Source organism: Pseudomonas urethralis, from assembly GCF_021602465.1.
In the GTDB taxonomy this organism is placed as follows: Bacteria; Pseudomonadota; Gammaproteobacteria; order Pseudomonadales; family Pseudomonadaceae; genus Aquipseudomonas; species Aquipseudomonas vlassakiae.
In genome coordinates this window covers 84,104-106,274 of record NZ_BQIJ01000001.1, presented here as the reverse complement: position 1 = coordinate 106,274, position 22,171 = coordinate 84,104, and the positions used below count along the sequence as shown (strand labels likewise).

The following is a 22,171-nucleotide window of genomic DNA, read 5'->3' as shown; positions in this document are numbered from 1 at the left end:
TGTTTGAATTTGCCGGAGCCCAGTAAAATCACAGGAGCGCGGCTGGAAGGTGACCGATTTGCCGTATTGACCGGATTGGGTGTTACGGTCAAGATACGAGCGGTTTTACGTTCGCCGTAGGCTTGCAGCCGGGCGCAGGTACACCTCTAAAGACCAGGTGTGGAGCAGGGTTGTCGGCATGAATGCCGATTTGTAGTGGAGTTTACACGCCACGACAGAAAATGACCCGTGGGTATTTGCCGCAACAGTCGCGACAAGACTGTCCGGTCACCCTGAAGTATGCCCGTTCCGGTACGTTTTTAGAGGTGCCCTTGTACCCACGCGCATCGCAGGGCTCTGCCCCAGGCGACTATCTATTCACCGGAGAGTAACGAGGAATCCATGAAGGTTCTTGTAGCTGTCAAACGAGTGGTCGACTACAACGTCAAGGTTCGCGTCAAGGCGGACAACTCCGGCGTCGACCTTGCTAACGTCAAGATGTCCATGAACCCCTTCTGCGAGATCGCCGTGGAAGAAGCCGTACGCCTGAAGGAAAAGGGCGTCGCCACCGAGATCGTTGTTGTCTCCGTCGGCCCGGCCACTGCCCAGGAGCAGCTGCGTACTGCCCTGGCCCTGGGTGCCGACCGCGCCATCCTGGTCGAAGCCGCTGACGAGCTGAATTCCCTGGCCGTGGCCAAGGCGCTGAAAGCCGTTGTCGACAAGGAGCAGCCTCAGCTGGTCATCCTCGGCAAGCAGGCCATCGACAGTGACAACAACCAGACCGGCCAGATGCTGGCCGCGCTGACCGGCTTCGCCCAGGGCACCTTCGCCTCCAAGGTCGAAGTCGCTGGCGACAAGCTGAACGTCACTCGCGAGATCGACGGCGGCCTGCAGACCGTTTCGCTGAACCTGCCGGCCATCGTCACCACCGACCTGCGCCTGAACGAGCCACGCTATGCGTCGCTGCCGAACATCATGAAGGCCAAGAAGAAGCCGCTGGAGACCCTCACTCCAGACGCGCTGGGCGTTTCCCTCGCCTCCACCAACAAGACCCTGAAAGTCGAAGCGCCGGCTGCCCGCAGCGCTGGCATCAAGGTCAAATCGGTGGCCGAACTGGTCGAGAAGCTGAAGAACGAAGCGAAGGTAATCTAAATGACTATCCTGGTTGTCGCTGAATACGAGAACGGTGCCGTAGCCCCGGCCACCCTGAACACCGTCGCCGCTGCCGCCAAGATCGGTGGTGATATCCATGTACTGGTCGCAGGCGCCAACGTCGGTGGCGTCGCCGAAGCCGCTGCCAAGATCGCTGGCGTAGCCAAGGTGCTGGTTGCCGATAACGCCGCCTACGCCCATGTGCTGCCGGAAAACGTCGCGCCGCTGATCGTCGAGCTGGCCAAGGGTTACAGCCATGTACTGGCTCCGGCCACCACCAATGGCAAGAACATCCTGCCACGCGTGGCTGCGCTGCTGGACGTGGACCAGATCTCCGAGATCATCTCGGTCGAGTCCGCCGATACCTTCAAGCGCCCGATCTACGCCGGTAACGCCATTGCCACCGTGCAATCGAACGCCGCCATCAAGGTCATCACGGTGCGTACCACTGGTTTCGACGCCGTGGCCGCCGAAGGTGGTTCGGCTGCCGTGGAGGCTGTCGGCGCTGCGCACAACGCGGGTATCTCGGCCTTCGTTGGCGAAGAGCTGGCCAAGTCCGACCGCCCAGAGCTGACCGCTGCCAAGATCGTCGTGTCCGGCGGCCGTGGCATGGGCAACGGTGACAACTTCAAGCACCTGTACAGCCTGGCCGACAAGCTCGGCGCTGCCGTCGGTGCCTCGCGCGCCGCGGTCGACGCAGGCTTCGTGCCGAACGACATGCAGGTCGGCCAGACCGGCAAGATCGTCGCGCCTCAGCTGTACATCGCCGTCGGTATCTCCGGCGCGATCCAGCACCTGGCGGGCATGAAGGACTCCAAGGTGATCGTCGCGATCAACAAGGATGAAGAAGCACCGATCTTCCAGGTGGCCGATTACGGCCTGGTTGCCGACCTCTTCGAGGCCGTTCCAGAGCTGGAAAAGCTGGTCTGATCCGCCTGCTTCACTTATAAAGAAGCCCGGCCCTCGCACTGAGGGCCGGGCTTTTTTGTTGCAGGGCAAGGAGTGAAGGATGGTAATGCGCGAAGCGGGCAGGGTGCTGGCATGCATGGTGGCGCTGCTGTCGCCGGCGGTGATGGCGGCAGGCAAGTGCGAGCGCCTGGTGGCCACTGGCAGTCCGGACGCACCACCCTATTCCTGGCAGGACCCGCTCGACCCGAAACACCTGGTTGGCGCCAATGTCGACCTGTTGCGCCAGGTCCTCGGCGAATTGGGCGTGAAAGTCGAGGTGCTCAGTGCCGGTCGGCGCGATCAGGCGCTGGAGGAGGTGCGCAGCGGGCGCATGGATTTGCTGCTCGACACCCCCATGCAAGTGCAGCAGTTGACTGCGTTGGACTACATCCACCCGCCGTTGCAACTCAATGAATACCTGGTCTGGACCCGTCACGATGCCACGCTGGAGTTCGACGGCCCGGCAGACCTGGCCAAGTATCAGGGCAGCCTCTCCGAGCGCGCGCGCCTGACGCCGGCATTCACCGCTTTCGCCAAGGCTCAGCTGAAGCTGGATCCGGCGCAGAACCTCACCCAGGCCTTTCAGAAACTGGTGCTGGGCCAGGTCGATTATGTGCTGGCCGGGCGCTACTCGGGCATGGCAATGACCCAGAGCCTGGGCATGAGCAACAACCTCATCGCCCGCGGCTTGCCGGTCGACCGCCCAGGCCTGTACCTGGCCGTGTCGCATAATTCGGCTTGCAATGATGCGTGGTTGCGTGGGCAACTGGCGAAAAAGCTGACAGAATTGCCGGTCTCCGGTGCGTCCGAAGCCGTGCTGCAGCGTAATGTCGAGCGCTGGAAAGCGCAGATGCAAGTGCAGGCGGACGCCCCAAAACATTAGGAAGAATGCGTGAGAACCCGATCCCTTATCCTGGCCGTGGCCATGCTCGGCCTGGCAGGCTGCGCCAACGACCCGGCGCCCAATGAGCAGATGCGAATCACCGAGCAGGCGCTGGAACAGGCCAAGGCAGTTGGTGCCAGCGACCAGGTCGAGGCGCTCAAGCTGGCCGAAGACAAGTTCGCCCGGGCCAAGACCAACATGCTGACCGAAGACTACCGTGACGCACGCATGCGTGCCGAGCAGGCCGAACTGGACGCCCGCCTGGCCGAGGCCCAGGTGCTGAACCAGAAGAGCGAAGAGCAGCTTCAGTTGCTGCAATCGCGGGTCAAGCGCCTGCGCAAGCAGTTGGAGGTGCAGCCATGATCAGCCTCAATGCGAAAACCGTACTGGCGCTGCTGGTGCTGTCGGCCGGCTTGCAGGGCTGTGCCAGCCAGCGCAGTTCGGCGGCGCTGGATGATGCGACGGTGGCCTTCCAGAAGGTCAAGGACGATGCCGACGTACTGCGCAGCGCCCCGCGTGACGTGCTTCGTGCCGGTGAATCGCTGTCCCGCGCCGAGCGCCTCTCCGGCTACATTGGTACGGGCAGCGACGTGCGCCACTATGCCTACCTGAGCCAGCGCTACAGTGAGATCGCCAGCGAGCACGCCAAGCTGGCGCTGAGCGAGGAGCGTCGGACCAAGCTCGACCTTGAGCGCCAGCGTCTCCAGCTTGCCTTGCGAGAGGCCAAATTGGCCAGTGTGCAGCAGCAGGGCAAGTGGGTGGAGAACCAGATTGCCGCGTTGGCCTCGGAGCAGGCCGACCGAGGTCTGGTGATGACCCTGAGCGATGTGTTGTTCGATACCGGCAGTGCCGACCTGAAGAACTCGGCCAGCCGCACCGTGCTCAAGCTGGTGCAGTTCCTCCAGCTCAATCCGCGCCGCGTGGTGCGGATCGAGGGCTATACCGACAGCACTGGCGCGCCTGAGGACAACCTCAAGCTGTCGCGCGATCGTGCCCAGTCGGTGGCTGACATGCTGGTCGACCTGGGGATCGATGAGAAGCGCATGCAGGTCGAGGGTTACGGTGACCAATACCCGATCGAGGCCAATGCGTCGGAGCGGGGCAGGGCGCAGAACCGCCGGGTGGAAATCGTTTTCTCTGACGATAAGGGCAGGCTTGCCCCGGCACGCTGACTTCGAAACACCAGGGGCCGCTTAGCGGCCCTTTTCGATAGGGCGGAGCGGCCCGCGGTTAATCATTTAGATGGCGGTCACACACTGTATTGTTGACTAACTTGCCATCTGTCCCAGTACACTTTGCAACTGTTACGGTATGCTCTACCGTCAGTAAAGTCGTACAAGAACAACAGGCCGCCTGCGCATCGAGATACCGCCATGACCAACCTGCTGCTGTACCAGCGTATCGCCCAGCAACTGGCCGATGACATCCGTCGCGGTGTCTATCAGCCAGGTGAGCGCGTACCGTCCGTGCGCAAGATGAGCGCCCAGCTCAACGTCAGCCATGCCACGGTGTTGCAGGCCTACGCCAATCTCGAGGATCAGGGCTTGATCCGGGCCCGGCCGCAGTCGGGCTACTATGTGCACCAGACTCCCGCCCTGACCGCGCAGACCCCGGATATCGCTCGCGTGGAGCGCCCTGGGCTGGTTACGCGGGCCAGCATCATTCAGCAGGTGCTGACCGAGGCGCGTCGCGATGGCGTGTTCCCGTTCGGCGCCGCCGTGCCGCACGTCGACTACCTGCCGGTGCGTGCGCTGCATCAGCAGATCGCCAAGGTCACCCGCTTTCACAGCCCACGTGCCTTCAGCTATATGTTCAGCCCTGGCTTCGAGCCACTGCGCAGGCAGATCGCAATCCGCATGCGCGATGCCGGTGTGCTGGTCGACCCGCGCGAGGTGATCGTCACACATGGCTGTGTCGATGCCTTGCAGATGTCGCTGCGGGTGCTGACCCGCCCGGGAGACCTGATCGCAGCCGAGTCGCCGACCTATTACGGGCTGTTGCAATTGGCGGACCTGCTGGGGCTGAAGGTCATCGAAATCCCCAGTGACCCATCCACTGGGATCAGCCTTGAAGCTTTGCAATTGGCCGCCAACCAGTGGTCGATCAAGGCCTTGGTGCTCACCACGCGCCTGAGCAACCCTCTGGGTGGCACGGTGCCTGAGGAGCGACAGAAGCAGTTGCTGCGCCTGGCGTCGGACTTCGATATCCAGATCGTCGAAGACGATATCTATGGCGAATTGATGTTCGAGCAGGGCAAGACCAAGGCGCTCAAGGCCTTCGACCGGCTGGACCGGGTCATCTATTGCTCGAGCTTTTCCAAGACCCTTTCGCCCGGGGTGCGGGTTGGCTGGATGGTGGCAGGGCGTTACCAGGATGAAATCCAGCGCCTGCAGACCTTCACCACTCATTCGGCGTGCAGCGTGACGCAGATGGGCGTGGCGGCGTACCTGGAGAACGGTGGCTACGACCGGCACCTGCGCTATATCCGCCAGGAGTACCGCAAGAACCTCAGCGCCTACCAGCTGGCGGTGCAGCAGCACTTCCCGGAAGGTACCCAGATGACCCGGCCAACCGGCGGTTTCATCCTTTGGGTCAGCCTGCCGGGGCGGGTCAATACCCAAGAGTTGCATGTGCGTGCGCTGGAGCAGGGCATCAGTATCGCGCCCGGGTTGATCTTCAGTAACACCGAACAGTTCAACCACTGCATCCGGCTCAACTGTGGCATTCCATGGAACAAGGAGGCCGAGCGCGCGGTTATCACGCTTGGCCTGTTGGCCCAGCAATTATGCAGAGAATCGCAGTCCTCGCTTTTGTAGGCTTGCCAGCCGCGGGCGGAACGGGGAGCATACGCACTTTTCCAGCCCCGTCTGCCTGTCGATGTCCATGAACCTGTTGCGTAGTGCTGCCCTGTGTATCTGTATTGCCCCGTTCTACCTGCCTTGCGGTGTGGTTCAGGCTGCCCAGCCTGCTGGCCAGGTGCAGGCGGGGCATGACAAGGCAGCAGGCAAGGCGCCAGCGAAGCCGGTAGCGAAGGCCAAGCCGGCCGCCAGCAAGGCCAAAGCCAAAGTCAAAGCCAAGCCGGTCAGCAAGGCGGTCACGCAGCCGTTGCCCAAGGCCAGGCTGGACTTGAGCCTGCCGGCAGACATGGTCAACAATCTCGAGCCTGAGGTCGGCGACCCAACGACTCGTCGCAAGCCGTTGCTACCCGCCATGTTCGCCGAAAAACCGGAATCCAGCGACAGTCCGTTCCAGCTCAACGGCCGTTTGATCAGCAACGAGATGCAGCTGCAGCTGCGCAACGACAGTCGCCACGATGTGGAAGGTGCGGCAATCGATTTCCAGTTCCGCAATTGAGCAGGCTCAACTGACTGCCGGGTCACGGCAGATTTCATCGGGCCAGCAATTTCAAACGTATGTTTGAGCGGTTACTATCCAGGGACGTTCGTCCCGTTTTGTTCCAGGGAGTCCTGATTCAGCCATGAAGTGTCGTGAGGGTTGTGGTGCCTGCTGCATCGCCCCATCCATCAGCTCGGCGATGCCGCGCATGCCACAGGGCAAGCCTGCGGGCGAGCGCTGCCTGCACCTGACGCCTGAAAACCTCTGTGACCTGTTCGGCAAGCCCGAGCGGCCGGCGGTGTGCGGTGGGTTCAAGGCGGATATCGAGGTGTGCGGCAGCAACCGCGACGAGGCAATCAGGATTCTTGGCTGGTGGGAGCAGATGACGGCGGCGTGAGAGGCTGGATCTTCGACAACAAGGATAAACATGATGAGATCGTTCAAGCGTATTGCACTGCTGTGTGGCATGGGTGTCCTGCTGGCGCCGGCTGCCTGGGCCGAGAACTGGCAGGTGGCCAAGGACGAAGAGGGGATCAAGGTCTCGCTCAGTGAGGTGCCGGGCTCCAAGAACAAGGCCTACCAGGGCGTGACCGTCATCAAGGCGCCATTGGCCAAGGTGCAGGCGCTGCAGGAGGATGTGGCAGGGGCCTGCTCGTGGATTCACGAATGCAAGTCGCAAAAGCTGCTCAAGCACGAAGGCGACCAGAGCTGGACCTACACCCAGTTCAATACGCCGTGGCCGGTGACGCCCCGGGACTCGGTGTTGCGCGTGACCACTGTCAAGGGTGCGGATGGCAGCTTGACGCGAAACCTCAAAGAAGAGCCAACGTATATCCCGGAAGAAAAGGGCTTTGTGCGGGTGGCGAAGGTGGAAGGTTTCTGGAAGCTGGTGCCCAAGGGGGACAGTACCGAAGTGACTTACCAGGTGCACACCGAGCCGGGCGGCAGCGTGCCCTCGATGATCGCCAACAAGTTCGTGGTCGATTCGCCGTTCAATACCCTCAAGGCGTTGCGCGAGCGGGCCGAGAAGAACTGAGGTCGACTCGCCGGCAAGGCAATAAAAAAGGCTGCCCGAGGGCAGCCTTTTGCGTTCGGCGGGTAAGGCTTACTTGCGGTCCTTCAGCTCGACGATGTCGCGCTGCAGTTCGCCGGTGTAGAGCTGGCGAGGGCGGCCGATCTTGTACGGGCTGGAGAGCATTTCTTTCCAGTGCGAGATCCAGCCGACGGTGCGTGCCAGGGCGAAGATCACGGTGAACATGCTGGTCGGAATGCCGATCGCCTTCAGGATGATGCCCGAGTAGAAGTCGACGTTCGGGTACAGCGAGCGCTCGATGAAGTACGGATCGGTGAGGGCGATCTCTTCCAGGCGCATGGCCAGTTCCAGCTGCGGATCGTTCTTGATGCCCAGCTCGCCCAGGACTTCGTCGCAGGTCTTCTTCATCACGGTGGCGCGCGGGTCACGGTTCTTGTAAACCCGGTGACCGAAGCCCATCAGCTTGAACGGGTCGTTCTTGTCCTTGGCCTTGGCGATGTACTTGTCGATGTTGGAAACATCGCCAATTTCATCGAGCATGGTCAGCACCGCTTCGTTCGCGCCGCCGTGGGCCGGGCCCCACAGTGCGGCGATGCCGGCAGCGATACAGGCGAACGGGTTGGCACCCGACGAGCCTGCCAGGCGCACGGTCGAGGTGGAGGCGTTCTGCTCGTGATCGGCGTGGAGGATGAAGATCCGGTCCATTGCCTTGGCCAGTACCGGGCTGATCGGTTTGATCTCGCACGGGGTGTTGAACATCATGTGCAGGAAGTTTTCCGCGTACGACAAGTCGTTGCGCGGGTACATCATCGGCTGGCCCATGGAGTACTTGTAAACCATTGCGGCCAGGGTCGGCATCTTGGCGACCAGGCGCACCGCGGAGATTTCGCGGTGTTGCGGGTTATTGATGTCCAGGGAGTCGTGGTAGAACGCCGACAGGGCGCCGACCACGCCGCACATCACCGCCATCGGGTGTGCGTCGCGGCGGAAACCATTGAAGAAGGACTTCAGCTGTTCGTGAACCATGGTGTGGTTCTTGACGGTGCTGACGAACTGGGCCTTCTGCTCGGCATTCGGCAATTCGCCGTTGAGCAGCAGGTAGCAGGTTTCCAGGTAATCCGATTGCTCGGCGAGCTGTTCGATCGGGTAGCCGCGGTGCAGCAGCACGCCCTTGTCGCCGTCGATGTAGGTGATCTTCGACTCGCACGAGGCAGTCGCCATGAAACCAGGATCGAAGGTGAAGTGACCAGTGGCCCCCAACCCGCGGACGTCGATTACATCAGGACCAACGGTGCCGGTTAAAATGGGCAGCTCGACGGGGGCAGCGCCCTCGATGACCAACTGCGCTTTTTTGTCAGCCATGTGGCCTCCTATTAATGCTTGAAATCATCAGACAGCCCCCCACGCAGGGCCCGCACCACTATAGAGAAGTAAATTCGAATGTCAATTTGCCTAAAGGCTGGTTGAAACGGCCTTCGAGGCCTGATTTTTCACGAAATTCTCGCCCATTTACGCCTTTTGCTCGCTAAAGGCAATCCGCTATTTGGGCTACCCCGTCACGTTGTCATAAGCAGCCTAACTGTCTATACTCGGCACCCGACTCCCATGGGCTTGCAAGCCCGAACTGCTGGGGTCGCCGTTCCCTGGGTGGTGGGTACCTGACCAGTACACTTACCAACAACTTTGCCCTGATTCGCTAGGGGCTCTTCAGTGTGAAAAAAGCCGTGAAAAGCCAACGACCTGTAAACCTAGACCTAAGGACCATCAAGCTTCCTGTCACTGCGTACACGTCCATTCTGCACCGTATCTCCGGCGTCATCCTGTTCCTCGGCCTTGCCATCATGCTTTATGCACTGGGCAAGTCGCTGGGTTCCGAGGAAGGCTTCGGTGAGGTGAAGGCGTGTCTGACCAGCCCGCTGGCCAAGTTCGTGACCTGGGGCCTGCTGTCCGCCCTGCTTTATCACCTCGTGGCAGGTGTACGCCACCTGATCATGGACATGGGCATCGGTGAGACGCTGGAAGGCGGCAAGCTGGGCTCGAAAATCGTGATCGTCATCTCCGTGGTGCTGATCGTTCTGGTGGGAGTTTGGGTATGGTAACCAATGTCACGAACCTGTCGCGTTCGGGCCTCTATGACTGGATGGCGCAGCGCGTATCGGCGGTCGTTCTCGCGGCTTACTTCATTTTCCTGATCGGCTACGTGGTCTGCCACCCAGGCATCGACTACACCCAGTGGCATGGTCTGTTCTCCAACAACGCGATGCGGATCTTCAGTCTGCTGGCCCTGGTTGCCCTTGGCGCTCACGCCTGGGTCGGCATGTGGACCATCGCCACCGACTACCTGACGCCGATGTCGTTCGGCAAGTCGGCGACTGCGATTCGTTTCCTGTTCCAGGCGGTATGCGGCGTTGCGATGTTCGCTTACTTCGTCTGGGGTGTGCAGATTCTCTGGGGTATCTGATCCATGGCTAGCATTCCAACCATTTCCTTCGACGCCATCATCATCGGTGGCGGCGGTGCCGGCATGCGCGCAGCGCTGCAGCTGGCCCAGGGCGGTCACAAGACTGCCGTAGTCACCAAGGTCTTCCCGACCCGTTCGCACACTGTATCCGCCCAAGGCGGCATCACCTGCGCCATCGCTTCGGCCGACCCGAACGACGACTGGCGCTGGCACATGTACGATACCGTCAAGGGTTCCGACTACATCGGTGACCAGGACGCTATCGAATACATGTGTCAGGAAGGCCCGGCTGCGGTCTTCGAGCTGGACCACATGGGCCTGCCGTTCTCGCGTACCGAAACCGGCCGCATCTACCAGCGCCCGTTCGGTGGCCAGTCCAAGGACTTCGGTAAAGGTGGCCAGGCCGCCCGTACCTGTGCCGCATCCGACCGTACCGGTCACGCGCTGCTGCACACCCTGTACCAGGGCAACCTCAAGGCCGGCACCACCTTCCTCAACGAGTACTACGCCGTTGACCTGGTGAAGAACCAGGACGGCGCATTCGTGGGTGTGATCGCGATCTGCATCGAAACCGGCGAAACCCTGTACATCAAGTCCAAGGCCACCGTACTGGCCACTGGCGGTGCCGGCCGTATCTACGCCTCCACCACCAACGCCCTGATCAACACCGGTGACGGTATCGGCATGGCCCTGCGTGCAGGCGTACCGGTACAGGACATCGAAATGTGGCAGTTCCACCCGACCGGCATCGCCGGCGCCGGTGTACTGGTCACCGAAGGTTGCCGCGGTGAAGGTGGCTACCTGATCAACGCCCACGGCGAGCGCTTCATGGAGCGTTACGCGCCGAACGCGAAGGACCTGGCCGGCCGCGACGTGGTTGCCCGTTCCATGGTCAAGGAAATCATCGCCGGCAACGGCGTGGGCCCGAACAAGGACCACGTACTGCTGAAGCTGGACCACCTGGGCGAGGAAGTGCTGCACAGCCGCCTGCCAGGTATCTGCGAACTGTCCAAGACCTTCGCCCACGTCGACCCGGTCGTTGCGCCGGTGCCGGTCGTTCCGACCTGCCACTACATGATGGGTGGTGTTGCCACCAACATTCATGGCCAGGCCATCACCATGGACGCCGAAGGCAAGGACCAGATCATTCCAGGTCTGTTCGCCGTGGGTGAAGTGGCGTGCGTATCGGTACACGGTGCCAACCGCCTGGGCGGCAACTCGCTGCTCGACCTGGTGGTGTTCGGCCGCGCCGCCGGCCTGCACCTGGAGAAGTCGCTGAGCGAAGGCGTGGAATACCGCGACGCCAGCGATACCGATATCGATGTCGCCCTGAACCGCCTGAACAAGCTCAACGAGCGTACTTCCGGTGAAGACGTTGCCAGCCTGAAGCGTGAGCTGCAGAGCTGCATGCAGAACTACTTCGGTGTATTCCGTACTGGCGAATACATGCAGAAGGGTATCGAACAGCTGGCTGGCCTGCGTGAGCGCATCGCCAACGTCAAGATCAACGACAAGTCCAAGGCCTTCAACACCGCGCGTATCGAAGCGCTGGAGCTGCAGAACCTGCTGGAAGTCGCCGAAGCTACCGCCATTGCGGCCGAAGCCCGTAAAGAGTCCCGCGGCGCTCACGCCCGTGAAGACTTCGAAGACCGTGACGACGAAAACTGGCTGTGCCACACCCTGTACTACCCGGGTGAGAAGCGCGTCGCCAAGCGTGGTGTCAACTTTGCGCCGAAGACTGTTCCAGCCTTCGAACCAAAAGTCCGGACTTACTAAGGGTGGCTGCTATGTTGAAAGTCGAAGTTTATCGTTACAACCCGGACACCGACTCGGCGCCCAAGATGGAGTCGTTCGACGTCGATACCGGTGGCAAGGACCTGATGGTGCTGGACGTGCTGGCGCTGATCAAGGAAAAGGACGAGGGCTTCTCGTACCGTCGCTCCTGCCGCGAAGGCGTTTGCGGTTCCGATGGCATGAACATGAACGGCAAGAACGGCCTGGCCTGCATCACCCCGCTGTCGGGCGTGGTCAAGGGCAACAAGCTGGTCCTGCGTCCGCTGCCAGGCCTGCCGGTCATTCGTGACCTGGTGGTCGACATGAGCATCTTCTACAAGCAATACGAGAAGGTGAAGCCGTTCCTGCAGAACGATACGCCGGCTCCGGCCATCGAGCGCCTGCAGTCGCCGGAAGACCGCGACAAGCTGGACGGTCTGTACGAGTGCATCCTGTGCGCTTGCTGCTCGACCTCCTGCCCGTCGTTCTGGTGGAACCCGGACAAGTTCCTGGGCCCGGCCGCTCTGCTGCAAGCCTACCGTTTCCTGGCCGACAGCCGTGACACCAAGACCCAGGAGCGCCTGGCGTCCCTGGATGACCCGTTCAGCGTATTCCGCTGCCGCGGGATCATGAACTGCGTCAACGTTTGCCCGAAGGGTCTGAACCCGACCAAGGCAATCGGTCACGTACGTAACATGCTGCTGCAAAGCGGCACCTGATACAAAGCGTTGTAACTGCAGTAAGCCGAGGTGCGGGCGCTGAGCCCGCACTGAGGTAAAACCTGAGCAAGGACCCAAAAAGCCCGCGCTCGATACCTATGAAGATATGAGACCAGCAGGGGCTTTCCGGGCTGGTACCCGGAAAATCAGCAGGATCCAAGTGGCGTGGTTCAGTCGCTTTATTCGGACTTTTCCAGGTTTGCTGTGGCTCTCGCCGATCAGTCCCCTAACCGAGGGTGACCAAGCATGCAAGAAAGCGTGATGCAGCGCATGTGGGATAGCGCCCACCTTTCAGGTGGTAACGCTGCATATGTGGAAGAGCTCTACGAGCTCTACCTGCACGACCCTAACGCTGTGCCAGAAGAGTGGCGCACTTACTTCCAGAAGTTGCCAGCCGACGGCAGCACCGCTACCGATGTATCGCACTCGACGATCCGCGACCATTTCGTACTGCTGGCAAAGAACCAGCGCCGCGCACAACCGGTTTCCGCCGGGAGCGTGAGCACAGAACACGAGAAGAAGCAGGTTGAAGTTCTGCGACTGATCCAGGCCTATCGTATGCGCGGCCATCAGGCTGCCAAGCTCGACCCGTTGGGGTTGTGGCAGCGACCTGCGCCTGTAGACCTGTCGATCAATCACTACGGCTTGACCAATGCCGATCTTGATACGACCTTCCGTGCCGGCGACCTGTTCATCGGCAAAGAGGAGGCGAGCCTACGCGAGATCTTCGAGGCGCTCCAGAAGACATATTGTCGCACCATTGGCGCCGAGTTCACCCACATCGTCGATTCCGAGCAGCGCAGCTGGTTCCAGCAGCGCCTGGAAAGCGTGCGCGGCCGTCCGGAATTCTCGGTCGACGTGCAGACGCACCTGCTCGAGCGCGTGACCGCCGGTGAAGGTCTCGAGAAGTACCTGGGCACCAAGTATCCAGGCACCAAGCGTTTCGGCCTCGAGGGCGGCGAAAGCCTGATCCCGATGCTGGACGAGATGATCCAGCGCTCCGGTTCCTACGGCACCAAGGAAGTCGTGATCGGCATGGCCCACCGCGGCCGTCTGAACGTGCTGGTCAACACCTTCGGCAAGAACCCGCGCGAGCTGTTCGACGAGTTCGAAGGCAAGAAGATGAACGAGCTGGGCTCCGGTGACGTGAAGTATCACCAGGGCTTCTCCTCCAACGTGATGACCCCGGGTGGCGAAGTGCACCTGGCCATGGCGTTCAACCCGTCCCACCTGGAAATCGTCTCGCCAGTGGTGGAAGGTTCGGTGCGCGCCCGTCAGGACCGTCGCAACGACACCGTGGGTGACAAGGTTCTGCCGATCTCGATCCACGGCGACGCCGCGTTCGCTGGCCAGGGCGTGGTCATGGAAACCTTCCAGATGTCGCAGACCCGCGGTTTCAAGACCGGCGGTACCGTGCACATCGTGATCAACAACCAGGTCGGTTTCACCATCAGCAACCCGCTGGACGCACGTTCCACCGAGTATGCAACCGACGTCGCCAAGATGATTCAGGCGCCGATCCTGCACGTCAACGGTGACGATCCGGAAGCCGTGCTGTTCGTGACCCAGCTGGCTATCGATTACCGCATGCAGTTCAAGCGTGACGTGGTCATCGACCTGGTCTGCTACCGTCGTCGCGGCCACAACGAGGCCGACGAGCCGAATGGCACCCAGCCGCTGATGTACCAGCAGATCTCCAAGCAGCGCACCACCCGTGAGCTGTATGCCGATTCGCTGATCCAGGCCGGTCGCATCGACGCCGAGCGCGCTCAGGCCAAGATCGACGAGTACCGCAACGCCCTGGACAACGGCCTGCACGTGGTGAAGAGCCTGGTCAAGGAGCCGAACCGCGAGCTGTTCGTCGACTGGCGTCCGTACCTGGGCCATGCCTGGACTGCCCGTCACGATACCCGCTTCGACCTCAAGACCCTGCAGGACCTGTCGGCCAAGCTGCTGGAGCTGCCGGAAGGCTTCGTCGTCCAGCGTCAGGTCGCGAAGATCTACGAAGATCGCCAGAAGATGCAGGCCGGTGGCTTGCCGATCAACTGGGGTTATGCAGAGACCATGGCTTACGCCACGCTGCAGTTCGAAGGTCACCCGATCCGCATGACCGGCCAGGACATCGGCCGTGGTACCTTCTCGCACCGTCATGCGGTGCTGCACAACCAGAAGGACGCCAGCACCTACGTACCGCTGAAGAACCTGTTCCCGGGCCAGCCGCGTTTCGAACTGTACGACTCCTTCCTGTCGGAAGAGGCGGTATTGGCGTTCGAATACGGCTACTCGACCACCACGCCGAACGCGCTGGTGATCTGGGAAGCTCAGTTCGGCGACTTCGCCAACGGTGCCCAGGTGGTGATCGACCAGTTCATCACCAGCGGCGAGCACAAGTGGGGCCGCCTGTGCGGTCTGACGATGCTGCTGCCACACGGTTATGAAGGGCAGGGGCCGGAGCACTCCTCCGCGCGTCTGGAGCGTTACCTGCAGCTGTGCGCCGAGCACAACATCCAGGTCTGCGTACCGACCACCCCGGCACAGATCTACCACCTGCTGCGTCGTCAGGTCATTCGCCCGCTGCGCAAGCCGCTGATTGTCCTCACGCCGAAGTCGCTGCTGCGCCACAAGCTGGCCGTCTCGACCCTGGAAGATCTGGCCGAAGGCTCGTTCCAGACCGTGATCCCGGAAATCGACAGCCTCGATCCGGCCAAGGTCGAACGCCTGATCCTGTGCGGCGGCAAGGTCTACTACGACCTGCTGGAAAAACGCCGTGCCGAAGGCCGCGAAGACATCGCGATCCTGCGTCTGGAACAGCTGTATCCGTTCCCTGAGGACGACCTGGTCGAAATCCTGGCGCAATACACCAACCTCAAGCATGCGGTCTGGTGCCAGGAAGAACCGATGAACCAGGGCGCCTGGTACAGCAGTCAGCACCACATGCGCCGGATCCTGGGCCGCCACAACAAGGCACTGGTCCTGGAATACGCCGGCCGCGACGCTTCCGCCGCGCCAGCCTGTGGTTACGCATCGAAGCACGCCGAGCAGCAGGAAAAACTGCTGCAAGACGCCTTCACTGTCTAATGCCTTCGCGCACCTGAAACCGAATTTAAGGAAACACAGATAATGGCTATCGAGATCAAAGCCCCAACCTTCCCGGAATCGGTTGCCGATGGCACCGTTGCCACCTGGCACAAGCAGCCGGGCGAGGCCGTCAAGCGTGACGAGCTGATCGTCGACATCGAGACCGACAAGGTCGTCCTGGAAGTGCTGGCCACCGCTGACGGCGTGCTGGGCGCCATCGTCAAGGGCGAGGGCGACACCGTCCTGTCCGACGAAGTGCTGGGTTCGATCGTTGAAGGTGGTGCTGCTGCCGCTGCCCCAGCAGCTGCTCCGGCCGCTGCTGCCCCGGCTGCCGCTGCTGCTGCCGACGCTGGCGAAGATGACCCGATCGCTGCACCTGCCGCACGCAAGCTGGCCGAAGAGAACGCTATCGACCTGGCTACCGTTGCCGGCACCGGCAAAGGCGGGCGCATCACCAAGGAAGACGTCGTCGCCGCCGTCGCCAACAAGAAGTCGGCCCCGGCCCCGGCGGCCAAGCCGGCTGCCGCCGCCGCCGCTGCCCCGGTTGTCGTTGCCGCTGGCGACCGCACCGAGAAGCGCGTGCCGATGACCCGTCTGCGCGCCAAGATCGCCGAGCGTCTGGTCGAAGCCCAGTCGAACATGGCCATGCTGACCACCTTCAACGAAGTCGACATGACCGAAGTCATGGCCCTGCGTTCGAAGTACAAGGACCTGTTCGAGAAGACCCACAACGGCGTACGCCTGGGCTTCATGTCGTTCTTCGTCAAGGCCGCCACCGAAGCCCTGAAGCGCTTCCCGGCGGTCAACGCCTCGATCGACGGCAACGACATCGTCTACCACGGCTTCGCCGACGTCGGCGTTGCCGTGTCGAGCGACCGTGGCCTGGTGGTTCCGGTGCTGCGTAACGCCGAGTCGATGAGCCTGGCTGAAATCGAAAACGGCATCGCCACCTTCGGCAAGAAGGCCCGTGACGGCAAGCTGTCGATCGAAGAGATGACCGGTGGTACCTTCACCATCACCAACGGCGGTACCTTCGGCTCGATGATGTCGACCCCGATCGTCAACCCGCCACAGGCTGCCATCCTGGGCATGCACAACATCATCCAGCGTCCGATGGCCATCAACGGCCAGGTGGTTATCCGCCCGATGATGTACCTGGCACTGTCCTACGATCACCGCCTGATCGATGGCAAGGAAGCGGTAACCTTCCTGGTCACCATCAAGAACCTGCTGGAAGATCCGTCTCGCCTGCTGCTGGACATCTAACCCTCTGGCTGCGTACCGTGCCGGGCCTGGCTTCGCAAGAAGCCACGCCGCGCGGTCCGCGGCCTGTAGCTTGTAGCTGATAAGGAATCTTTTATGACCCAGAAATTCGACGTAGTGGTAATCGGTGCAGGTCCTGGCGGCTATGTTGCTGCCATCAAGGCCGCACAACTTGGTCTGAAGACTGCCTGTATCGAGAAGTACACCGACGCCGAGGGCAGGCTGGCCCTGGGCGGCACCTGCCTGAACGTAGGCTGCATTCCGTCCAAGGCGCTGCTGGACAGCTCCTGGAAGTACAAGGAAGCCAAAGAGAGCTTCAACGTCCACGGTATCTCCACTGGCGAAGTGAAGATGGACGTCGCCGCGATGGTTGGCCGCAAGGCCGGCATCGTGAAAAACCTGACCGGTGGCGTCGCCACCCTGTTCAAGGCCAATGGCGTGACCTCGATCCAGGGCCACGGCAAGCTGCTGGCTGGCAAGAAGGTCGAAGTCACCAAGGCCGACGGCACCACTGAAGTCATCGAAGCCGAGAACGTGATTCTGGCTTCCGGCTCGCGTCCGATCGACATTCCACCGGCTCCGGTCGACCAGAACGTCATCGTCGACTCCACCGGCGCACTGGAGTTCCAGAGCGTACCGAAGCGCCTGGGCGTGATCGGTGCTGGTGTCATCGGCCTTGAGCTGGGCTCGGTATGGGCTCGCCTGGGTGCTGAGGTCACTGTCCTGGAAGCCCTGGACACCTTCCTGATGGCTGCTGACACCGCGGTGTCGAAAGAAGCCCAGAAAACCCTGACCAAGCAAGGCCTGGACATCAAGCTGGGCGCTCGCGTCACCGGCTCGAAAGTCAACGGCAACGAAGTCGAAGTGACCTACACCAACGCCGAAGGCGAGCAGAAGATCACCTTCGACAAGCTGATCGTCGCGGTCGGCCGTCGCCCGGTGACCACCGATCTGCTAGCTGCAGACAGCGGCGTGACCATCGACGAGCGTGGCTACATCTATGTCGATGACTACTGCGCTACCAGCGTACCGGGCGTCTACGCCATTGGTGACGTGGTGCGTGGTCTGATGCTGGCCCACAAGGCTTCGGAAGAGGGCATCATGGTCGTCGAGCGCATCAAGGGCCACAAGGCCCAGATGAACTACGACCTGATCCCTTCGGTCATCTACACCCACCCGGAAATCGCCTGGGTCGGCAAGACCGAACAAGCCTTGAAGGCCGAGGGTGTTGAGGTTAACGTAGGCACCTTCCCGTTCGCGGCCAGCGGCCGTGCGATGGCGGCCAACGATACCGGTGGTTTCGTCAAGGTCATCGCTGACGCCAAGACCGACCGCGTTCTGGGTGTTCACGTGATTGGCCCATCGGCTGCCGAACTGGTACAGCAGGGCGCGATCGCAATGGAATTCGGCACCAGTGCCGAGGATCTGGGCATGATGGTCTTCAGCCATCCAACCCTGTCCGAAGCGCTGCATGAAGCAGCGCTGGCAGTGAATGGCGGCGCCATTCACGTGGCCAACCGTAAGAAGCGTTAATTATAAGAAACCACGGCGGGCTGCCCGTCGTGAGTCTTGCGTGCATGACTCACCGCGGAACGTCCGCCGGACCGGACAACACGGGAAAACCCGGGGTCAATGGTCACAGGTGGTGCGGCGCCAGCAATGGCGCAGCGCCGAAGCGCAGTACCTAACGAAGACGGTAAAAAGCATGAATCTTCACGAGTATCAGGGTAAGCAGCTGTTCGCTGAGTACGGCCTGCCAGTTTCCAAGGGTTTCGCAGTCGACACCCCTGAAGCTGCAGCAGAAGCCTGCGACAAGATCGGCGGGAACGAGTGGGTAGTCAAAGCCCAGGTTCACGCAGGTGGTCGCGGCAAGGCGGGCGGCGTCAAGCTGGTTCGCAGCAAGGAAGACGCCAAGGCGTTCGCTGCACAGTGGTTGGGCAAGAATCTGGTTACCTACCAGACTGATGCCAACGGTCAACCCGTCTCCAAGATTCTGGTCGAATCCTGCACTGACATCGCCAAAGAGCTGTACCTGGGCGCTGTAGTGGATCGTTCGAGCCGCCGTATCGTGTTCATGGCTTCCACCGAAGGTGGCGTGGACATCGAGAAAGTGGCGCACGACACGCCTGAGAAGATCCTCAAGGCTACCATCGACCCACTGGTTGGCGCTCAGCCGTTCCAGGGTCGTGAGCTGGCGTTCCAGCTGGGCCTGGAAGGCAAGCAAGTTCAACAGTTCGCCAAGATCTTCGTGGGCCTGGCCAAGCTGTTCAAGGATCACGATCTGGCCCTGCTGGAAGTGAACCCGCTGGTGATCAAGGCCGATGGCGACCTGCACTGCCTCGATGCCAAGATCAACATCGACGCCAACGCCATGTACCGTCAGCCTAAGCTGAAGACTTTCCACGACCCGTCGCAGGACGACGCCCGTGAAGCCCACGCTGCCAAGTTCGAACTGAACTACGTTGCCCTCGAAGGCAACATCGGCTGCATGGTCAACGGTGCCGGCCTGGCCATGGGTACCATGGACATCGTCAACCTGCACGGCGGCAAGCCAGCCAACTTCCTCGACGTGGGCGGCGGCGCTACCAAAGAGCGCGTTACCGAAGCGTTCAAGATCATTCTGTCCGACACCAACGTCGCGGCCGTTCTGGTCAACATCTTCGGCGGCATCGTTCGCTGCGACATGATCGCCGAAGGCATCATCGGTGCAGTGAAAGAAGTCGGCGTTAAAGTTCCGGTTGTCGTTCGCCTTGAAGGCAACAACGCCGAACTGGGCGCTAAAGTACTGGCAGAAAGCGGTTTGAACATCATTGCGGCCACCAGCCTGACCGACGCTGCTCAACAAGTTGTCAAAGCTGCGGAGGGCAAGTAATGAGCGTCCTGATCAATAAAGATACCAAAGTCATCTGCCAGGGCTTCACCGGCTCGCAGGGTACTTTCCACTCCGAACAGGCCATCGCCTACGGCACCAAGATGGTCGGCGGCGTTACGCCAGGCAAGGGTGGCACCACCCACCTGGGCCTGCCGGTGTTCAACACCGTCAAGGAAGCCGTGGAAGCCACCGGCGCTGACGCTTCGGTCATCTACGTTCCGGCTCCTTTCTGCAAGGACTCGATCCTGGAAGCAGCCTTCGGCGGCATCAAGCTGATCGTCTGCATCACCGAAGGCATTCCTACCCTGGACATGCTGGATGCCAAGGTCAAGTGCGACGAACTGGGCGTGACCCTGATTGGCCCTAACTGCCCAGGCGTGATCACTCCGGGCGAGTGCAAGATCGGCATCATGCCAGGCCACATCCACCTGCCAGGCAAGGTCGGCATCGTTTCGCGTTCCGGCACCCTGACCTACGAAGCGGTCAAGCAGACCACCGACGCCGGCTTCGGCCAGTCGACCTGCGTGGGCATCGGCGGCGACCCGATCCCGGGCTCCAACTTCATCGACATCCTGAAGCTGTTCCAGGAAGACCCGAAGACCGAAGCGATCGTCATGATCGGTGAGATCGGCGGTTCGGCTGAAGAAGAAGCGGCGGCCTACATCAAGGCCAACGTCACCAAGCCAGTCGTTTCCTACATCGCCGGTGTTACTGCCCCGGCGGGCAAGCGCATGGGCCACGCTGGCGCCATCATTTCCGGCGGCAAAGGCACCGCGGACGAGAAGTTCGCCGCGCTGCAGGACGCTGGTGTGAAGACCGTGCGTTCCCTGGCTGACATCGGCAAGGCCCTGGCCGAGCTGACTGGCTGGGAAGTCAAGAAGTAATACCTGCTATACCCCCCACGCGCACAGAGGCCACCTTCGGGTGGCCTTTGTCGTTTTTGCGGTTCGAACAGGCAGTTAGGTTTTTCGATAGATTTGATAGGAATTTTCGCGCAGACGAATGTTTCAATCAGAGGATAATTCCTACTGTTCACGGTCACACAGACGACAAACATGTACGCACATCGGACAAGCAGCACTGTGCCAGTGCGTTTGCCGGGTAAAACGGTTAATCTACGCGTTCACTCTGTGCCCGTACCCCAAAAGGGAACGACACGCTAAACGGGTCTGGCCTATCAAGCCGGGCAGCATTTCCCTCATCCAAAGGGAAATCCCCTCTCGAATCCCGATTTCAGCAGTGTGGTACTACCTTAAATGAAAGTTCTCAAAGGCCAGGATATCCTGGCGCTTGGCTTTATGACGTTTGCGCTTTTCGTAGGCGCGGGCAACATCATCTTCCCGCCTATCGTTGGCCTGCAGTCTGGCCCGCACGTGTGGATGGCGGCCCTGGGCTTCCTGGTCACCGCCGTGGGCCTGCCGGTCATTACCGTGGTCGCCTTGGCCAAGGTCGGTGGCGGCATGGATGCCCTGAGCAGCCCGATCGGCAAGTTCTTCGGTGGCCTGCTGGCTGCCGTGTGCTACCTGTCGGTCGGCCCGCTGTTCGCGACGCCGCGAACCGCGACCGTGTCGTTCGAAGTGGGTGTGGCGCCGCTGACCGGTGAAAGCCCGACAGCGCTGTTCATCTATAGCCTGGTGTACTTCGCCGTGGTACTGGCTGTGTCGATGTATCCGGGCAAACTGCTCGACACCGTCGGTCGCTTCCTCGCGCCACTGAAGATCATTGCCCTGGCGGTGCTGGGCATCGCTGCCTTCGCGCTGCCGGCCGGAACCATCGGTGAAGCTCAGCCGGCCTATGCGGCCGCTGCGTTCTCCAAGGGCTTCTCCGATGGCTACCTGACCATGGACACCCTCGGTGCCCTGGTATTCGGTATCGTCATCGTCAATGCCATCCGCTCGCGCGGTGTCGAATCGCCAAAGTTGATCACTCGGTATGCCATCATCGCTGGCCTGATCGCTGGTGTTGGCCTGGCGCTGGTGTACATCAGCCTGTTCCGCCTGGGTGCCGGCAGCCATGAGATTGCCGCCGGTGCCACCAACGGTGCCGCTGTCCTGCATGCCTATGTGCAGCACACCTTCGGCTCGCTGGGCAGTGGCTTCCTCGCCGTGCTGATCGCGTTGGCGTGCCTGGTGACTGCGGTCGGCCTGACCTGTGCCTGTGCCGAATACTTCAGCCAGGTCCTGCCGCTGTCGTACCGTGCTCTGGTGGTGATCCTGGCAGGCTTCTCGTTGCTGATCTCCAACCTGGGCCTGACCAAGTTGATCATGTTCTCGATCCCGGTACTGACCGCCATCTATCCCCCATGCATCGTGGTGGTGGGGCTGAGCTTCGTGAAGGAGCTGTGGCATTCGCCGACCCGTATCCTGGCCCCGGTGATGCTGGTGTCGCTGGTGTTCGGTATCGTCGACGCGATCAAGGGCAGCGAGATTGCCCATGTCTTGCCAGACGTTCTGGCGCATTTGCCGCTGAGCGATCAAGGCCTGGCCTGGCTGGTACCTTCGGTGGTAACGCTGGTTGGCGCAGTGGCCTGCGACCGCCTGCTCGGCAAGCCGCGCGAAGCCTTGGCCTGATGGCATAGGTCGAAGCCTGAGGGCAGCACCGGTCACGAGCCGCAGGGTGCTGGCCAAGGGTTGAAACCCGCAAGCCCCGAATCCGTATGGATGCGGGGCTTTTT

General features: G+C 61.3%; 20 protein-coding genes. 19 read left to right on the top strand and 1 reads right to left on the bottom strand.

Annotation, left to right across the window (positions count from 1 at the left end; all coding sequences use genetic code 11):
* The first annotated feature begins 381 nt into the window (after window positions 1-381).
* The 9 genes from L6D64_RS00480 to L6D64_RS00440 all read left to right on the top strand — a co-directional run bounded on the left by L6D64_RS00480 (window position 382) and on the right by L6D64_RS00440 (window position 7,334).
* Entirely contained in the window at window positions 382-1,131 is a 750-nt protein-coding gene (locus tag L6D64_RS00480; protein ID WP_176506508.1) for an electron transfer flavoprotein subunit beta/FixA family protein, read from the top strand.
* Window positions 1,132-2,061 carry an electron transfer flavoprotein subunit alpha/FixB family protein gene (locus L6D64_RS00475; RefSeq protein ID WP_176506507.1) on the top strand — a complete coding sequence of 310 codons (930 nt, stop codon included), beginning with the start codon at window positions 1,132-1,134 and terminating at the stop codon, window positions 2,059-2,061.
* A 79-nt stretch (window positions 2,062-2,140) separates the two neighbouring features.
* On the top strand, window positions 2,141-2,962 hold the full coding sequence (locus L6D64_RS00470; RefSeq protein ID WP_176506506.1) for a substrate-binding periplasmic protein: 822 nt from the start codon (window positions 2,141-2,143) through the stop codon (window positions 2,960-2,962).
* A gap of 9 nt (window positions 2,963-2,971) precedes the next feature.
* Window positions 2,972-3,325 (top strand): DUF4398 domain-containing protein, encoded by a 354-nt coding sequence (locus tag L6D64_RS00465; protein ID WP_176506505.1) that lies wholly within the window; start codon window positions 2,972-2,974, stop codon window positions 3,323-3,325.
* Window positions 3,322-4,134 carry an OmpA family protein gene (locus tag L6D64_RS00460; RefSeq protein WP_176506504.1) on the top strand — a complete coding sequence of 271 codons (813 nt, stop codon included), beginning with the start codon at window positions 3,322-3,324 and terminating at the stop codon, window positions 4,132-4,134. Before L6D64_RS00465 ends, L6D64_RS00460 begins: the two co-directional genes overlap by 4 nt.
* A 201-nt stretch (window positions 4,135-4,335) precedes the next feature.
* Entirely contained in the window at window positions 4,336-5,778 is a 1,443-nt protein-coding gene (locus L6D64_RS00455) for an aminotransferase-like domain-containing protein (protein WP_054884063.1), read from the top strand.
* Window positions 5,779-5,845: 67 nt separating this feature from the next.
* Window positions 5,846-6,316 (top strand): hypothetical protein, encoded by a 471-nt coding sequence (locus L6D64_RS00450; protein WP_176506503.1) that lies wholly within the window; start codon window positions 5,846-5,848, stop codon window positions 6,314-6,316.
* Between the two features lie 124 nt (window positions 6,317-6,440).
* Window positions 6,441-6,695 carry a YkgJ family cysteine cluster protein gene (locus L6D64_RS00445; protein WP_176506502.1) on the top strand — a complete coding sequence of 85 codons (255 nt, stop codon included), beginning with the start codon at window positions 6,441-6,443 and terminating at the stop codon, window positions 6,693-6,695.
* A gap of 33 nt (window positions 6,696-6,728) precedes the next feature.
* Window positions 6,729-7,334: an START domain-containing protein gene (locus tag L6D64_RS00440; RefSeq protein ID WP_176506520.1), complete on the top strand. Its 606-nt coding sequence runs from the start codon at window positions 6,729-6,731 to the stop codon at window positions 7,332-7,334.
* Window positions 7,335-7,403: 69 nt separating this feature from the next.
* Here L6D64_RS00440 and gltA read toward each other — a convergent pair whose 3' ends face one another.
* Window positions 7,404-8,693: a citrate synthase gene (gene gltA / locus L6D64_RS00435; protein ID WP_054884059.1), complete on the bottom strand. Its 1,290-nt coding sequence runs from the start codon at window positions 8,691-8,693 to the stop codon at window positions 7,404-7,406.
* Window positions 8,694-9,043: 350 nt separating this feature from the next.
* Between gltA and sdhC the strand changes: the two genes are divergently transcribed.
* From sdhC to brnQ, 10 genes are all read left to right on the top strand, one after another.
* Window positions 9,044-9,430 carry a succinate dehydrogenase, cytochrome b556 subunit gene (gene sdhC / locus L6D64_RS00430; RefSeq protein ID WP_012315350.1) on the top strand — a complete coding sequence of 129 codons (387 nt, stop codon included), beginning with the start codon at window positions 9,044-9,046 and terminating at the stop codon, window positions 9,428-9,430.
* Window positions 9,424-9,792 carry a succinate dehydrogenase, hydrophobic membrane anchor protein gene (sdhD, locus tag L6D64_RS00425; RefSeq protein WP_027921320.1) on the top strand — a complete coding sequence of 123 codons (369 nt, stop codon included), beginning with the start codon at window positions 9,424-9,426 and terminating at the stop codon, window positions 9,790-9,792. The genes sdhC and sdhD overlap by 7 nt, the downstream gene beginning before the upstream one ends.
* Window positions 9,793-9,795: 3 nt before the next feature.
* Window positions 9,796-11,568 (top strand): succinate dehydrogenase flavoprotein subunit, encoded by a 1,773-nt coding sequence (gene sdhA / locus L6D64_RS00420; protein WP_176506501.1) that lies wholly within the window; start codon window positions 9,796-9,798, stop codon window positions 11,566-11,568.
* 11 nt (window positions 11,569-11,579) lie between these two features.
* Entirely contained in the window at window positions 11,580-12,284 is a 705-nt protein-coding gene (locus L6D64_RS00415; RefSeq protein ID WP_012315348.1) for a succinate dehydrogenase iron-sulfur subunit, read from the top strand.
* 246 nt (window positions 12,285-12,530) lie between these two features.
* Window positions 12,531-15,362, top strand: coding sequence for a 2-oxoglutarate dehydrogenase E1 component (locus tag L6D64_RS00410; RefSeq protein ID WP_054884057.1), 2,832 nt, complete (start codon window positions 12,531-12,533; stop codon window positions 15,360-15,362).
* A 42-nt stretch (window positions 15,363-15,404) separates the two neighbouring features.
* Entirely contained in the window at window positions 15,405-16,628 is a 1,224-nt protein-coding gene (odhB, locus tag L6D64_RS00405; protein WP_176506500.1) for a 2-oxoglutarate dehydrogenase complex dihydrolipoyllysine-residue succinyltransferase, read from the top strand.
* 93 nt (window positions 16,629-16,721) lie between these two features.
* Window positions 16,722-18,158 (top strand): dihydrolipoyl dehydrogenase, encoded by a 1,437-nt coding sequence (gene lpdA, locus L6D64_RS00400; RefSeq protein ID WP_176506499.1) that lies wholly within the window; start codon window positions 16,722-16,724, stop codon window positions 18,156-18,158.
* A 172-nt stretch (window positions 18,159-18,330) separates the two neighbouring features.
* A complete protein-coding gene (gene sucC, locus L6D64_RS00395; protein WP_054884054.1) occupies window positions 18,331-19,497 on the top strand; it encodes an ADP-forming succinate--CoA ligase subunit beta in 1,167 nt (388 codons plus the stop codon).
* Window positions 19,497-20,381, top strand: coding sequence for a succinate--CoA ligase subunit alpha (sucD, locus tag L6D64_RS00390; protein ID WP_004376004.1), 885 nt, complete (start codon window positions 19,497-19,499; stop codon window positions 20,379-20,381). The genes sucC and sucD overlap by 1 nt, the downstream gene beginning before the upstream one ends.
* 372 nt (window positions 20,382-20,753) lie before the next feature.
* A complete protein-coding gene (gene brnQ, locus L6D64_RS00385; protein WP_054884053.1) occupies window positions 20,754-22,067 on the top strand; it encodes a branched-chain amino acid transport system II carrier protein in 1,314 nt (437 codons plus the stop codon).
* Window positions 22,068-22,171: the final 104 nt, after the last annotated feature.